12 protein-coding genes and 1 CRISPR repeat array are annotated in these 15,130 nt (G+C 49.8%); of the genes, 1 reads left to right on the top strand and 11 read right to left on the bottom strand.

All coding sequences use genetic code 11. The features are described 5' to 3' along the window. Window positions 1-92: 92 nt before the first annotated feature. The 5 genes from KV190_RS12215 to KV190_RS12195 form a co-directional block, all read right to left on the bottom strand. Window positions 93-2,348, bottom strand: coding sequence for a hypothetical protein (locus KV190_RS12215; protein WP_460193647.1), 2,256 nt, complete (start codon window positions 2,346-2,348; stop codon window positions 93-95). 31 nt (window positions 2,349-2,379) lie between these two features. Beyond that, window positions 2,380-3,045 carry a LamG-like jellyroll fold domain-containing protein gene (locus tag KV190_RS12210; protein ID WP_460193645.1) on the bottom strand — a complete coding sequence of 222 codons (666 nt, stop codon included), beginning with the start codon at window positions 3,043-3,045 and terminating at the stop codon, window positions 2,380-2,382. After that, on the bottom strand, window positions 3,042-3,977 hold the full coding sequence (locus tag KV190_RS12205) for a hypothetical protein (protein WP_460193643.1): 936 nt from the start codon (window positions 3,975-3,977) through the stop codon (window positions 3,042-3,044). Before KV190_RS12205 ends, KV190_RS12210 begins: the two co-directional genes overlap by 4 nt. A 38-nt stretch (window positions 3,978-4,015) precedes the next feature. Then, window positions 4,016-4,327, bottom strand: coding sequence for a hypothetical protein (locus KV190_RS12200; protein ID WP_460193642.1), 312 nt, complete (start codon window positions 4,325-4,327; stop codon window positions 4,016-4,018). Between the two features lie 208 nt (window positions 4,328-4,535). Further along, window positions 4,536-5,123: a hypothetical protein gene (locus KV190_RS12195; protein WP_460193640.1), complete on the bottom strand. Its 588-nt coding sequence runs from the start codon at window positions 5,121-5,123 to the stop codon at window positions 4,536-4,538. 395 nt (window positions 5,124-5,518) lie between these two features. Between KV190_RS12195 and KV190_RS12190 the strand changes: the two genes are divergently transcribed. Beyond that, complete coding sequence (locus KV190_RS12190) at window positions 5,519-5,776, top strand: hypothetical protein (RefSeq protein ID WP_460193639.1); 258 nt, start codon at window positions 5,519-5,521, stop codon at window positions 5,774-5,776. A 106-nt stretch (window positions 5,777-5,882) separates the two neighbouring features. Then, a CRISPR array of direct repeats spans window positions 5,883-9,168; the repeat unit is 37 nt; unit sequence GTTTCAATCCTCGATCGCCCCGAAGGACGATCGCAAC. A 171-nt stretch (window positions 9,169-9,339) separates the two neighbouring features. Here the strand turns inward: KV190_RS12190 and cas2 are convergent. The 6 genes from cas2 to cas5c all read right to left on the bottom strand — a co-directional run bounded on the left by cas2 (window position 9,340) and on the right by cas5c (window position 15,076). Next, a complete protein-coding gene (gene cas2 / locus KV190_RS12185) occupies window positions 9,340-9,630 on the bottom strand; it encodes a CRISPR-associated endonuclease Cas2 (protein WP_460193638.1) in 291 nt (96 codons plus the stop codon). A gap of 2 nt (window positions 9,631-9,632) precedes the next feature. Next, a complete protein-coding gene (cas1c, locus tag KV190_RS12180; protein WP_460193637.1) occupies window positions 9,633-10,667 on the bottom strand; it encodes a type I-C CRISPR-associated endonuclease Cas1c in 1,035 nt (344 codons plus the stop codon). Continuing rightward, complete coding sequence (gene cas4 / locus KV190_RS12175; protein ID WP_460193636.1) at window positions 10,664-11,314, bottom strand: CRISPR-associated protein Cas4; 651 nt, start codon at window positions 11,312-11,314, stop codon at window positions 10,664-10,666. Before cas4 ends, cas1c begins: the two co-directional genes overlap by 4 nt. Before the next feature lie 116 nt (window positions 11,315-11,430). Continuing rightward, complete coding sequence (gene cas7c / locus KV190_RS12170; protein ID WP_460193635.1) at window positions 11,431-12,591, bottom strand: type I-C CRISPR-associated protein Cas7/Csd2; 1,161 nt, start codon at window positions 12,589-12,591, stop codon at window positions 11,431-11,433. 62 nt (window positions 12,592-12,653) lie between these two features. Beyond that, window positions 12,654-14,417, bottom strand: coding sequence for a type I-C CRISPR-associated protein Cas8c/Csd1 (cas8c, locus tag KV190_RS12165; protein WP_460193634.1), 1,764 nt, complete (start codon window positions 14,415-14,417; stop codon window positions 12,654-12,656). Continuing rightward, window positions 14,414-15,076, bottom strand: coding sequence for a type I-C CRISPR-associated protein Cas5c (cas5c, locus tag KV190_RS12160; protein WP_460193633.1), 663 nt, complete (start codon window positions 15,074-15,076; stop codon window positions 14,414-14,416). The genes cas8c and cas5c overlap by 4 nt, the downstream gene beginning before the upstream one ends. Between the last annotated feature and the right edge of the window lie 54 nt (window positions 15,077-15,130).

Raw genomic sequence — 15,130 nt, 5'->3', positions numbered from 1 at the left:
AAACTGTTGCGGCAGTGTAAACTTTATGCGATGACCCATAAGGGGCGTATTTTGGTTAAATGGGTCGATGAAACACTCAAGGACGGGTTTTGTTAACAGCCGTTTCTAGGTGGTCGCCAGCAGTCCCCTTTAATCACATTTCCGTCTTTGTCAAAAAGAACTACAGATGCTCGGACAGCACGAGTTTGCTGTCCTTTGACTGTACGTTTGGGTTTCGTGAGTTTAGTTACTCGTATTCTATTCTCTTTTAATTTGCTTAGCTTCTCCAACATTCTTAATACTCGATAGGCTTCAGTTTCGGATTGGAAATAACCTCCTGTAATCAAGCGGGAGTCGCCTTGGAAGTACAGTCGTCCATAAACTTGCCCACGATGCCAAATAAGGTTTTCAAAGTGAGTGCACCAGTCTAAATTCTCAATAGGGTCTGGGATGTGAATTCTCCATTTACTGCCCTTCATCGAGGGATATTGCGTTCCAAAGTCAATCACTAACTGTGACTCCAGTTTGTACTCACTATAGCAGTCGCTAGGGAGCACCACTGTGCAACCCTTATCTGCTTCTTCTAGGCATTTTTCCTCAGCCAAGTCTGCGGTTTGATGAAATTTCTGCTGCACACTGGTGGGGATTTCCCCTACTAAAGTCTTGACGATCTGCCACCGCTTTTCTGGCGAGCCATCTTCTCGGCACTCGACCACTGGTAACAAGACTTGTTCCAGTGGAGGCTGTTTCTCTCTTACGACCTCAACGGGTTTCTCAATTTCGAGAATTTCGTACTCTTTGACAACCAGAGGTTTCTCGATTACTTGAAACTCTTTTACAAGAACAGGTTTCTCAACAACTTCGCAGTCCTTGACGATCACTGGTTTTTCGATAATTTCATACTCCTTGACTGGATCGACTTGGATTGTGGGAGAGAACTCGATAGACAGGATCGCGTTCAACAAAGCCACTTTCACTTCTAGCAAGGCTTGCAAGAGAAGATCGGCCTTCACGTTAAGAGTGAAATTCAACTCTAAAATGCCGTTTAGAATGGCTGTAATTTGGCCGCTGAGATTCAGTTCTAGGCTAGTGATGGCGGTCAAAACAGCCTGAAATTTTGGCTCTAGTTGCAGGAGTAGGGTGTTGGACAACCGAGCCTCCAGTGCGACTAAGAGATTGAGAATAGCTTGGAGCTGGGCGTCTAGGCGGGCATTTAAGGTCAGGTTAAATTCATTGTTGATTTCGACTTTGATGCGCGCGATCGCCTCAATCACTGGCGATAAGTCAATCGGGGGACAAGGGGGCGGACAGTTCTTAATTTCCTCGATCCAAGGTGGCGGCAAGTCAATCCAGTCAGGTTTCGGAATCGGGAAAGGAATTGGCATTGGCTTCTCCTCTGGCAATCGCGGCGGCGTCGGAATCGGCATTGGAAACGGGAAAGGAAATCCTATCGGCGTCGGAAGTGGCAACGGCACAGGAATCGGGAAGGGGATGGGGAACGGTTGAATCGGGGGATAGGGGTCAAAAGGCCGTTCGGGACTTGGTTCAGGAGGCGGATAAATCTCAGGCTCAGGGTCGCCAGTGTTGTATCCTTCAGGGTCGCCGCAATTATCGGGCAGCCCGTCTAGCCTTTCTACCGAAATGATCCAAATGGAATACGCCTGATTTAAGGGGGAGGGACTGAAATTAAAAGGCACTTCTGTGTAAGAGTTTTGCCCAGCCGCATTTTGAGTTTTAATCCGCGTCGCCACGACAGTTCTAACAGTCCCCTCAAAAAATCCTGTAGGCCAAACTGGCATGGAAACAAAAGTTGAACCTTCAATTATGTCTAACCCCAAAATCTTTCCTGTGACTGTTACTTCAGCTACGGGAATCTCCTCCTGTAAGGAGGGCTGAGTCAAATACCCCACACCTCCCTGCGTAAAAACACCACTCAAGTAATAACGCAACCCCACTTTTACTCGATAAGGAACCCCATAACACTGCCCCCCTCGAAAGGGCGCCGGCGTCGGTTTAGGTGCGGGAATTAAAGGTTTGGGGCAAGAATAAACTGGTATTTTGTCGCAAAGATAAGGAATATCACCTTTGTAGCAAACCTTTCCTTTAACTACTGAAACCGTATTATCAACGCATAATTCATCGTAGTAATACTGGCGACCATTAAGCCAGTCATCCCAAGTTAAAGGGGGGATTCTTTGCCCAGTAGGCAGTAGTTGTCCAGGGGTGGCAGGAGTCGTCTGCCAAGTTTGCTCCGCCGCTCTTTCAATTATTTCTATTCCTGTACGCAAGGTAGAGTAGGGGTCGAAAGAGAGTTTTCCTTGGCGTAATTTATCGAGAATTGTGTTACCCGCTATTTCTATAAGGCTCATATTGTTCCAACGGAGACGATAGACATATAAGTTAACGCACTATATCAGTCTCAGGATTAAAGTTGGTGCTATATCTTGCTACTCCTTTAGTCAACCGAAAAAAATCAATATTAACTGGGGATCGTGTTTTGCTTCTCGTTCTCGCTTTTACGAAAACGCTACTTTGGAAAGAAGAAAAGGACTGACTAACCACTTTATTTAACTTGTTTCCATTTATAAAAATATCAACAACGTTATTAAAGCAAACCAAGGCCACGTGAACCCATTGATTAACAGGCACAGTGGCATTAGTTCTTGCAAACTCAAGACTACCCGACCAAAAAGACAATCCACTAACATAAGCCGCAAAAACAAGAGTAGAAAGTTCGGTTTGCAAAGCCATTACACCACAAGTGTCATCCCAAAATGGAAACCAAACCCAAGATTCAAAAGTCCAAGTACTCCCTAAAATCGTATTAAATGAAATATCAACAAAGTCTCCAGTATTAGGTTGAGAAATTGAACCCGTACCATACTTGGCTCTAGCGGTAGAAATCACAGGATTTCCTGTACGAGTAATTGTCCTGTTAAAACTTGAACTATCTAGAATTTGAGTACTATTGTTGGCGCCTTCTCCTTCAAGGAGAAAGAGTACGTTGGCCCAAAAAGGATCGCCAGAAGAAAAGATCGCCGTAGTCCCTAAAACAGCAGGAATCATACCCCACCAAAAACCCACCAAGAGTTGCTTGCGTAGCACCAAAGTGTAACAACACCTTTCCACTGCGATTGAAGGTTGAGGGGAGTAGCTGTCCCGTTGAGGGTCACGCCTGTAGCGGGAGCCACCGTTACGGTTCCCGTGCCTCTTCGCCCCAGCAGTACTTGGGTGCCCACCGTTAATCCAGTTGGCACCGTAATAGTGACCGCAGAAGAGGCGTTAACGGCTACAAACTTCCCGTTATCTGAGGCTTGAAGCGTGTAGTTCGCTGTTTGCAGGTTTTCCTCCAAAACGGAGCCTCCGCCGCCCACCAAACTAGCCCACTCGATCAAGTTGTTGCTGTTCACTGTCAGAACTGTATTCGGACTGGGCGGCGGCACGTCTAGGAGGTCAACCAATCGCAGAGCTGGAGCGGAAAATGACTGAACCACTTGCTCTAAGGGGGCAAACTCAATCCCGCTAGCACCAGATTGCAGTAGGTAGCCAGCAGCGTAAGCGTTAGGAGTGTCAACAAGATCAAGGAAAGTGTCCACTGAGTCTGAAGCATAACGTTCTTCCACGCAAGAGCCGTAAAAGTTAACTGTTTGCGGAGCGGTCAAGGCCTCGCCAATCATACGAACTGCAAATTCGCTCCCTTTCTGCAAGTAGAAAGGTTTGGTATCCCCCATTAACCCTAGGCAGTCAATCTTGTAGGGCACCGCAGAAGAAAGGAAGTCTAGGCGGGCAACTTCTACCCAATCGCCACCGGGATAACGAAAGTCGATCACCGCAGAGCGCCCACTCCACTGGGTGCCTTCTGAATAGGGGGGCGTATGAATGTTGGATTTGGCGTAAAAGGCGGTGATCTGTCCATAGACTTCCCCCGTAAATACAGGAGGAGGGTATTCACCACAGCGATAAAGGGTAATCCGTTGCAAGGCGTCGTTAGGCCGCAAGGTGTAAGCGAAATTGCGAGTAGTGTTGCGAGTAGGCATTAGAAGTTATCTGGGTCGGGTTCAGAGGCGCCTTGATACGGTTCGTAAAGGTCAATGATGTAACGAAAGAGTTGTTGCGTACCGTTACGTTCAACGACGCCCCCCAGTTGGCGGCGAACCACTACTTGCGCATCGGAACTGGTGTCTTGTCCAAGATGCCACCGTCGCAAGAGTCCTACTAAAAGTGCTTCTGAGTTATTGGAGGCCGCAGGCGTCAAGTCGGGAAGTGAGCTTTTCTGAATCGTCAAAGTGGTCGCGTCTTGAGTCGCGCCCGCGCCAAAGAGAGTTGTCAATGGAGGGTTTACAGCCATATTTTGCCTCTTAATTCTTGCCTTATTTTAGGCAAATTTTAGGCAATTCAAAAATAGGAAATCCTAAAGTTCTTTTTTGATAAGCATTTTGCGTTTTGCTATTAGGGATTCGAGTTCCCTACTCTCCATCGCTAACTGCTACCTAGGCTAATCAGGGGGCAAGTTGTGGAGTAACCTACCCCCCTATACTGGACTATAAGGCTACACCTTACCGCGTCCACATCGTGCCATTGGACCAACGAATGCAAGTGGGACTCACCAAGGTGCCCGTGAAGGTTGCGTCATCCGGGAAAGTCACGAGAGCTTGACTAGAGCCGATCAGCCTGCCCGTGGCTGTAGGACGCCCGTAAGCCGCCATGTTAATTGTTATGTTGCGTCCTATTTGTTCCACGATGGGTCCCGGCGCACCCTCGTATTTCCACTTGCCGCCAAAGTTCAAAGCCTGCCAGACGGTGTTGTTGTTCCAGCGGATATTACCGCGGCCGTCCAACGTGCCGATGAAAGTGCCATCATCCGGAAACGTGACCTGAATTCGGTTAGGATCAATGAACCTGCCAGTAGCGGCGGGGCGACCATAAGCGGACATATCCACCTTCAACTCGCTGCCATATTCAGTGACCACCGGCCCAGGCCGTCCAGCGAAATACCACTGACCATTGACCGTAGAACAACGACTAGCTGATGGTATTGCCTGTACAGTCGATGTCAAACCAAACGCTGTGGTCAAAGCCGTTGTCGCTGTGACCAATGTGAGATAGGCCAAGCTCTTTTGAAGCTTGACATTATTCGCTTTCATGTTGTTACTCCTAAAGAAATCTATTTGTCGAAAACAACTGCAAATCAATGAATTAGAAACCGACTCAATTGCTGCTGTACCCGAAATTCAATCAGCATTCTGAGTTGACTTCCACATCATCAATAGCAGCTTAATTTCACTCTATGTCAGCCACTTGCTAATTCTTGTGATGTGCATGGAGAAACGTCCGTGATCAGCATCACCTTGGCGATGGCGTTTCAATTCTCGATCGCCCCATTAGTGTAGTCTGTTAAAGACTTGGAGCGATCTCAACTCGGATAGACACCCCTTGCTACTACTATAGTAGTCTCATGAAATTTGAAATTCTTACACCGCTTGGATTTATATTTAATCACTGCTTATCAAACTGACGCCATTAAAGAAGGGGAGACAGTGTGGCTCAAATAAGAGTATTTTATGAGCCAGAAACAGAGCTGTTAAGTGTATTCTGGCAAGTTCCACGAAGAAACCAAGTTGCGACAGAACTTGGAGATGGGGTGATTTTGTTCAAGGATGGGGTGACTGGGGAGCCAATTGGTTTAGAAATCCTGTCATATCGTCCCGGGGACGATCGCTTTGATGCTGTCAGTGTTGAAATAGGACGGGTCAGTTCGATGGAGCCAGCCAGCTACAGCCCTTTTCACGAGCATTGAACCTGCTTGGAAAAGTCACAGCGTCTGTATCAGAGGATTACAGCCTCCTTGTGTACGCTAATTTTAGAAAAGGCCTGTAACCCTGCTAGTTACTCAGTCATAGAGGGTTTCAATCCTCGATCGCCCCGAAGGACGATCGCAACCCCCACCTACACTTTGTTCTCGCTGGTAGGGTGCGAGGTTTCAATCCTCGATCGCCCCGAAGGACGATCGCAACACATCAGATTCGCTAGTGGTTGTGCGCCTATCCAGTTTCAATCCTCGATCGCCCCGAAGGACGATCGCAACATAACAGTTCTCTAAGGATATAGAGACTCTAGCGTTTCAATCCTCGATCGCCCCGAAGGACGATCGCAACTGCTAGGCGACGCGGTCAACCTCGCTGAGTGGGCGTTTCAATTCTCGATCGCCCCGAAGGACGATCGCAACAGGGTGACGGCGATCCAACCTGTGACTGTTGTGTGGTTTCAATCCTCGATCGCCCCGAAGGACGATCGCAACCTCATCAGGATTCAGAACCAAGAAGGAGTAATGCTGTTTCAATCCTCGATCGCCCCGAAGGACGATCGCAACTTTTATTTTTGCCTTACTGCCATCCTCAAAGATTACGTTTCAATCCTCGATCGCCCCGAAGGACGATCGCAACCTGCAAACAATATCGTGCCATTCAATCGCCCTAACTTGTTTCAATCCTCGATCGCCCCGAAGGACGATCGCAACCTGCGGCGGCACAAAAGGTAAGGGCGTGGTGGGGGGTTTCAATCCTCGATCGCCCCGAAGGACGATCGCAACAATACCGATATCGAGGGAGAATCACAACAACCTTCGTTTCAATCCTCGATCGCCCCGAAGGACGATCGCAACTCCCTAGCAGCTCCCCACCATTGCTTCGGTAATAGATGGGCAGTTTCAATCCTCGATCGCCCCGAAGGACGATCGCAACTTTTTCCAGACTCAACGCTTAATCTCAGAATCTCTAGGTTTCAATCCTCGATCGCCCCGAAGGACGATCGCAACCGCCACCGCCAGCTAAGTCAGGATTGGGGCTATAAGTTTCAATCCTCGATCGCCCCGAAGGACGATCGCAACAGAAGACAATAGTTGCAGCTATCAGAATAACGGAGTTTCAATCCTCGATCGCCCCGAAGGACGATCGCAACTTTTTCCAGACTCAACGCTTAATCTCAGAATCTCTAGGTTTCAATCCTCGATCGCCCCGAAGGACGATCGCAACCGCCACCGCCAGCTAAGTCAGGATTGGGGCTATAAGTTTCAATCCTCGATCGCCCCGAAGGACGATCGCAACAGAAGACAATAGTTGCAGCTATCAGAATAACGGAGTTTCAATCCTCGATCGCCCCGAAGGACGATCGCAACTTTTTCCAGACTCAACGCTTAATCTCAGAATCTCTAGGTTTCAATCCTCGATCGCCCCGAAGGACGATCGCAACCGCCACCGCCAGCTAAGTCAGGATTGGGGCTATAAGTTTCAATCCTCGATCGCCCCGAAGGACGATCGCAACAGAAGACAATAGTTGCAGCTATCAGAATAACGGAGTTTCAATCCTCGATCGCCCCGAAGGACGATCGCAACCTCTAGCAGTCTCACCATGAGATTTTCTAGTGGTTTCAATCCTCGATCGCCCCGAAGGACGATCGCAACTGCATCTAACCTGTAGTAGGTGTCGTTATTAACGCGTTTCAATCCTCGATCGCCCCGAAGGACGATCGCAACCACGATTGCTGGATAGGATAAGAGAGGATTGGGGAGTTTCAATCCTCGATCGCCCCGAAGGACGATCGCAACCACGATTGCTGGATAGGATAAGAGAGGATTGGGGAGTTTCAATCCTCGATCGCCCCGAAGGACGATCGCAACTGGGGGAAGTGCTAGCGTCATGGGTCAATTTAGGGGTTTCAATCCTCGATCGCCCCGAAGGACGATCGCAACACTCGGACAATTGACTGGGTTCCATCGTTTTAGTCGGTTTCAATCCTCGATCGCCCCGAAGGACGATCGCAACTCGCCAAAATGGTAAGCGAGTGTTAATTAAGGTTGTTTCAATCCTCGATCGCCCCGAAGGACGATCGCAACGTACCCATACTTGGGGCGAGAGGGTATGTGTCCAGTTTCAATCCTCGATCGCCCCGAAGGACGATCGCAACCGTGACGAGATACCTTCAATCCCAAGGCGCGACGGTTTCAATCCTCGATCGCCCCGAAGGACGATCGCAACCGCCTGCTTGCAGGTCGCCTTGACGGTTGGAGCGAGGTTTCAATCCTCGATCGCCCCGAAGGACGATCGCAACCTAACCTTTACGCTTCTCTTTTTCAATTCATGGTTTCAATCCTCGATCGCCCCGAAGGACGATCGCAACACTTTGGTGGAAGTGGAGCGAGTGCGAGAGGGTGAGTTTCAATCCTCGATCGCCCCGAAGGACGATCGCAACCCCTTATTGTTTGAGTCAGCGTCTTTAACCTTAATTGTTTCAATCCTCGATCGCCCCGAAGGACGATCGCAACCCTCAAGGGTATTCACGTTGCTGGGGATGTTAGAGGGCGTGTTTCAATCCTCGATCGCCCCGAAGGACGATCGCAACTCGCTGGCAGTAAGCTCAAGAATATCCGCAAGTTCATGTTTCAATCCTCGATCGCCCCGAAGGACGATCGCAACTTAGGCTTTGGCATGGTAGAAGACTCCAGCGGCAGTTTCAATCCTCGATCGCCCCGAAGGACGATCGCAACGATGATCAGCCGTTCAGGGTTAGTGGCCTGCTGTTCGTTTCAATCCTCGATCGCCCCGAAGGACGATCGCAACTATAAGGATAGACCGCAACACTTTGGTGGTTTGCGGTTTCAATCCTCGATCGCCCCGAAGGACGATCGCAACAATAAGGACACCTACTACAGATTAGATTCAGTTAAGGTTTCAATCCTCGATCGCCCCGAAGGACGATCGCAACTTTGCCAGACCCAATCTGCAATCGCCCCAACCTGCGTTTCAATCCTCGATCGCCCCGAAGGACGATCGCAACTCGTCGCTCTAGCCACCCACTCTCTAGCAGTTGTTTCAATCCTCGATCGCCCCGAAGGACGATCGCAACTCTATTAGACGCCTTTACATCCTCAGTACTCGCCTGTTTCAATCCTCGATCGCCCCGAAGGACGATCGCAACTGCAGGAATGCCCTAGAAAACAAATAGCCCCGCGCGTTTCAATCCTCGATCGCCCCGAAGGACGATCGCAACTGGTAGTAACTAATGCCTTGGATATCGATTGGGTGTTTCAATCCTCGATCGCCCCGAAGGACGATCGCAACGGATATAGATGTGTCTCATAATCATCCCTGTCAGTGTTTCAATCCTCGATCGCCCCGAAGGACGATCGCAACTGCGGCCATTATAACCCCTGTCAGGCAGGGCGTTTCCAGCATTTTCAGCACGAATATATTTTTTGCGAAAGGAGAAAATATGATCCAATACCCCATGATTGCCCTCAAAGCCTGAAAATTCAACCACCGCGAACCCCCTAGGAAAATAGACCCCACTCCAGATCCGCGCTCTCAAAGAATCAACGGCTCATCAAAATCAACATAGTGATCTAAACCAAAGGCCTCCACATATTTCTCTCTAGGCGACATCAGCCGATAAAATCGCAGACTATCTGTTTCCTTGCTAATGACTTTCAGGAGTTGCGCTCTCAACGTCTCGTACTGAGCCTCGTTGACACGGCATTCGAAAACTGAAAGCTGAACGCGCTGGCCGTAGTTTTTGCAAATTGTAGCCACCCTGCGCAGTCGTTTTCGCCCTGCTTTTGTTTCCGTATTTACATCATAAGACACCAAAATATCCATAGTTAACCTCGCAGAATAAACGGCTGATAGTGGGGAACATCCCCCCGTAAATATCGCGCGAGTAATCGTGCTTGGACATGGGGAATCAGCCCAAATGGAACTTTTTGCTCCAAAATGGGGTGCATGACTTCCTCTTGCTTGCGTTTTTGGTACGCTGTCAAAAAAGTTTTGCGTCCCTCATCATTTAAGTAGATCGCTCCACCTGGACGCTCAATAAAATCCTCAGATTTGAGTTGCTGACGGTTAATTAGCGTCAATACCAAGCGATCCGCAAAAATTGCTCGTAGCTCCTCCATCAAGTCCAATGCTAATGCGGGCTTACCCGGACGCAAGCAATGCAGAAAGCCCACCTGAGGATCAAGGCCAACACTTTCACACGCAGCAACATAGTCATTTGTCAAAAGTGTGTAGGCTAGTGATAGCAAAGCATTCAGGGGATCACGAGGGGGTTGCTTTGAGCGACCAGCAAACGGAAAAGCATTCCGCTGTTGCCGCACCATCAGACCAAAAACGCCGAAATACGTCTTGGCTGCCATCCCCTCAATTCCCCGCAATGAGTCAATACTCTCTGCATGGGATGCCTTACTTAATCCTTCGGCATGGTGCTTAGCCGCTGCTTGCAGAGCGTCTCGCTCGGTGGGGTTCGCTGCTTCTCGAGCTGCTCGTAACAACACATTGCGGGCATTCTGTAGCTTGGCTGCCACCACAGTCCGAGCAATAGTCAGGGATGTCTCTACAGAAACTGCTGCCTCATGTAATGCCTTGCGCAACAAAACATTGCCAGTGGTTGAGCTAGTTAGTCGCCCCTTAAAACGGCCATGCTCTGTGAGCCACACCACAGTGCGACCATCCTCAGCGCATTGGTGAATCAGAAAGGGACTGATCAACACGTTGCCAAATAGGACGATGCTACCGAGGTGATGTAACGGTATCTGAAACTGAACCTCCTTCTCCACCTCCAACTTCAATGTTTCATGCTCAAGACGTACATAAGTGCCTTGGGTCTGCACAAAGAGTGTATTCAGGATTGGCTTCATTGTCCCAACACCTCAAAAATGGCATTTCTTGAAGCTCTAGAGCCAAAATGAGTCACAGCATCAGGCATACAAGTTTCAATCAACGAGCAGTCCCGACACCGTTTATCGGCAACAGGGGCAGGCAACTTTTGGCTAGCGAGCAACGTTCGAGTTCCCTCAATCACTTCGATCGTGTGTTGTCGCAACCTAGCATCAAAGTGCACCTCTAGTCGTCTTCGTGACCCATAGTAAAAAATGGCTCCTACTGCAATAGCGCATCCAAGCATCTCTTCTAGGCACAAGGCTTGGGCACACAACTGTACTGCATCAGCCAAACGGGATTTCGTCGTTCCTGCCTTGTACTCAATGGGATAGGGCAGACCGCGATCCGAAAACTCAATCACATCTGCCACACCACGAATCCGCAACTGATGGGAGCATAGTGGCAGCGACCGTTCAATCCGCAGTTCCCCATCCAAGAATTCATCCCCTGGTGTATGCGCCTTTTCATGCACCCTTGCCCCCCGCAGCGTGTAGATATTTTCTTCCCACACTTGCTCTGTATAAATTAGGGCACACTGCCGCGGGCAAAACGCAAAATGCTGGAGCGCGCTCAGCAGCACATAGTCATCATCGTCCATACTCACGACCCTGAGATAACGCTTCAACTATTTATCCAAGGCCGTTAAGGCAATCATGCACAGCTAGGTCAAAACTTTTTCGTATGGCAATCATTGATCGCCCCGTTAACGTAATCTGCTAAAAACTTGGGGCGATCGCAACACTAGGCCAAACGAGTTAATGTGACTCCTTCAGGCAAAGAATCCTCACCAACCGTTACACGATAGTCCTCAAACCTTCGCGGGGGTAAGGCTTTGTCTTTCAGCTCGACATGAATACGCTCAAAGAGTTTGTGGGCGGGGGCACGTCCCAACTTGTTGTCATGGGTAAAGATGTACAGCCCACGTAGCGCCATCATTCCTCGGCTAGCAGAGCGATCGTGATCCCACATCCCCAAAAGAGCATTCCAAAAAAGCTGTAGGTCTTCTGCCGATACCCCCGTTTGTGCCGCTAAATAAGGGGAAAAGAACCCATAACTACGGTAGAGGCCATAGGGAATCATTGCCTTACGACCCATTGTTTGCAGCTTCTCTCGATCCTTGACATCTGTAACCGCTACCCGTGTAATTGAAAGGTCTGTGGGCAAAATTGGATCTAGCGATCGCCCAAAGGTCAGTTGCATCGGACCGCGCACTTGACCCGCATTCAGCCCCGTGGACATCACTGCCCCAAACATCCGCACGTCGTAAAAATTCGCACACATCCACCGCCGTGCCTTCTCAGCATTATCGCGATCTTTAGCCGGCTTACCCGCCTTTTTCACCACCTCCTTGAAAAAAGCAGCTAGGGCTTTATTTTGCTTGAGGAGTTCTGCAACGGTATCTTTGCCATAAAACTCCTTCAGTTCATCCTCACTCAGTTCGCCGCTGTAGGCTAGCGTTGCAGTGACCTCATCCGACTCCTCATCACTGTCGGTAAAGGTAAACGCATCCGGTAGCTCATCTTTAAGTTGCCGCAAGCCCTCTAAAACCTTGCCATCTTTCACAGGTTCCTTAACAGTGGTACCCACAGGAATCCCTTCAGCCACATAGGCTTTTCGGATTTGCTCGTTCAAGACCCCCCGATGTTCCACAAAAATTTTCAAGCGCTTTGCTTCTTCCTCGGTCGCCTCAAACTCCGCATAAGTGGCAACATAATTACGGATTTTTCGCTTTAAGGCAACATCAGTCACCAACCCTTGAGCCGTTTCTGCATCAGTGCGCGGCAAATTGCCACCATCGGGATCCCCATTAGGATTACCATCAGTGACATCAAAGAGTAGCAAAAAATCATGCCGTTTCTGAGGATCACAGTACACGGCAAGACTATGGGTCGTATGTATCATGAGTCAGTTCTCCCTACCTTAGTCAAAGTCAATATTTGCTTGATATTTAGTTGCGTGCTGCTTCAACCCTCAACCATCGCCACGGATGATTGCTTTGCCGCCTGTGCCTGACGGCGCTGTTCTGCCCGCTGGTGGTAGTAGCCCAGTCCAAACAAGCCCTGCTGTTGTAGATTCAGTGTTTTCGGAAACGTCGGTAACTGAGCAATCACCTCCTCTAGGGTCTCTTCCAAGCGTTTCGCCGCTCCTCCTTTCTCCTTCCGTAGCTTTGAGAGGTGAGCACGTGCCCCCCGCAATAGAGGTGGAAACGCCACCGCAGGTGTATTTGAGGCAGCACCATAGTAGCGATCCACCAATGTGGCATTCAATGAGCCTAGGGCTGTCCGTTGAATTTCCTCTAAAAGAGCCAGCAAGCGACCACAGGTATAGGCCGCCAAGTCAGCTCCCTCAAGGCTCGGATTGGGATTCAAGGCGTGCATATTTGTCATTAGGGATTGTCTCCGCTCGTCACGACAAAAAATTAACTTGAGGAGCACGGCGCGAGGGTAGGTAAGATTGCGCTCCGTACAGTTGCGGCGCACCAGCTTAGCCAGTAAATCCTCTGGTAGGCGATCGCCATAGAGGGCAGAACGGGTCAAAGCTGTTACCACCCTTGCCGGCATCTCCCGCCGCGCTGCCTCGCGATCGCGATACAGGCTTTCAGCCAAAATATAAAGACCGAAAAATCGTGGCTCGCCACCCATTGGCGACACCAACCGCTGTGCCTCAAACCACGTCTTCAACTGCGCCTGTACATTGGGAATCGTTGTTTCCAGCCAATCGCAGACCACTGCACGGCTATTGTTGGCACGCAAGGCAAGAGCATAAAACAAGTTGGCGCGATCGGCATCAAAGCTAGTGGCTTGGTGCCCAGTTTGAGCCGACTTTAGCAGACTGGCAACCTCGTCCGCTTGGGGCTGCGTCAGAAACATCATGACATCGAATGTCGTTTTTTCCCGCGTCCAAAAAAGGTAAGTCGTCTCCGCCACAGACAGGTGAGACTGGGAATCCCGCAACAAGTAGTTTAGTGCCTTCGTAAACTTCTCCGCCGCCTCCGCAGACATGGGTGACGTTAGAGAGTATTCCAAGCCATAAGACGTAAAGGCTTTTGCATTCGCAGAAACCATCGCTACCCCTGAAGTTTGCCCCCCGAGCAAACCCTTAATCATAAAGGGCATTCGCTTGGCCACTACTGTCTTTTTCCCAGTCACCAAGCAGGTCATTGTGGGGTTATCGTCATCCTTTTCAGAGTCTGACTGTCCCCCTGTATACTGCTGCCAAAACTGCTCAATAGAGTGGAGGCTGGCTCTCGCATCAGCGGGTATAAGCTGCCCTCCTATCCGAAAAGTCACACCATCCCCTGCATCGAAATCCTTGTAGGCTTGGAGGGCTTGCTTGGCTTGGTTGACCTCGGCTGCTGATTCATAGAATTTTGAAATGGCTTGGACACTGGGTTCCTGAGTTGCCTCTGCACAGGCATTGACTAAGGCCACAAATTGACGATGGCAGTCTGCAACTCGTTCAGGCTTAGAGGCTGGCCGAGGAATCCCCAACACATATTCCGCCGTATCCGCTAAGAGCTTGGGCTTGACGGCAAGGGTTCGTCCGACATGGGGGGTGACAAGACGTTGTCCCCGCTTTGCCTCCTTGGTTTTGAGGGGAGTAATTCCCTGAAAGTTGCCCGCAACATCTAGCTCAATGAGCCAAGCAATTGTATTTTCGCCGTACATCGAGGGGGGCAATTCAAGCCGCTCCTCAGCATAGGTTTTCAATACCGTGAGAATTGTCATTGAGGCACCTTCAAAACACCGTTAATCAATCGGGCATGGAAAAACTTTGGCTCCGCTCTCCCCGCAGTTAAATGGGCGCCATTGCCATCATGGCTCCAGTAGCTGAGGGGCTTTACCTTGGTATCCTGCTCATAGACCACATCCAGCAACATCCACCCCAAATCATCGCTGTGGGCAATCGGTTGATCTGCTGGTGTAGGTTCCTCAAAGAAGGCACTAAATTCACGAGTACCTAGGTAAGGCTGGTGGTGGCACTGTCCTTTTCTCACCCGACGGCGAAATTGATCACAGTACTTGGCAATGTCAGCATTGGCATGGGGACGTAAAACGATCTGAGCCTTGATCACATAGGCCACATCCCGCAGTGCTAGGGTATGACGCTGGGCACGATCGTCATCGGCAAAATAGCGGTAGCTCTCTTGACGGGCAGCGCGATCGCTTTGCAAGGAGTTGACCTCATTGCGAGTAATCGAAAAATGACGAATCGGCTTCAGGACGTGGATTTCTTCCACTTGCCAAATAAACTCAGGTTTCCAAAAAATCGCCTCCAACACCCCCCGCGCGGCACTCGGTGTCATCACTGGATAGCTCACCCGCTCCACCTTAAAGGCAGGATTGGTGAAGCAGGCATAATCCGCCCAAACTTTAACACTCAGCATTGACTTGATTTTAATCTTCATCGCCAACTTGCTCTTGATTGGCTCAGGAAAACC

The organism is Thermosynechococcus sp. FA-CM-4201 (assembly GCF_054689355.1).
Note: the sequence above shows the minus strand (reverse complement) of the source record. Positions and strands in the feature narration are given on the sequence as shown.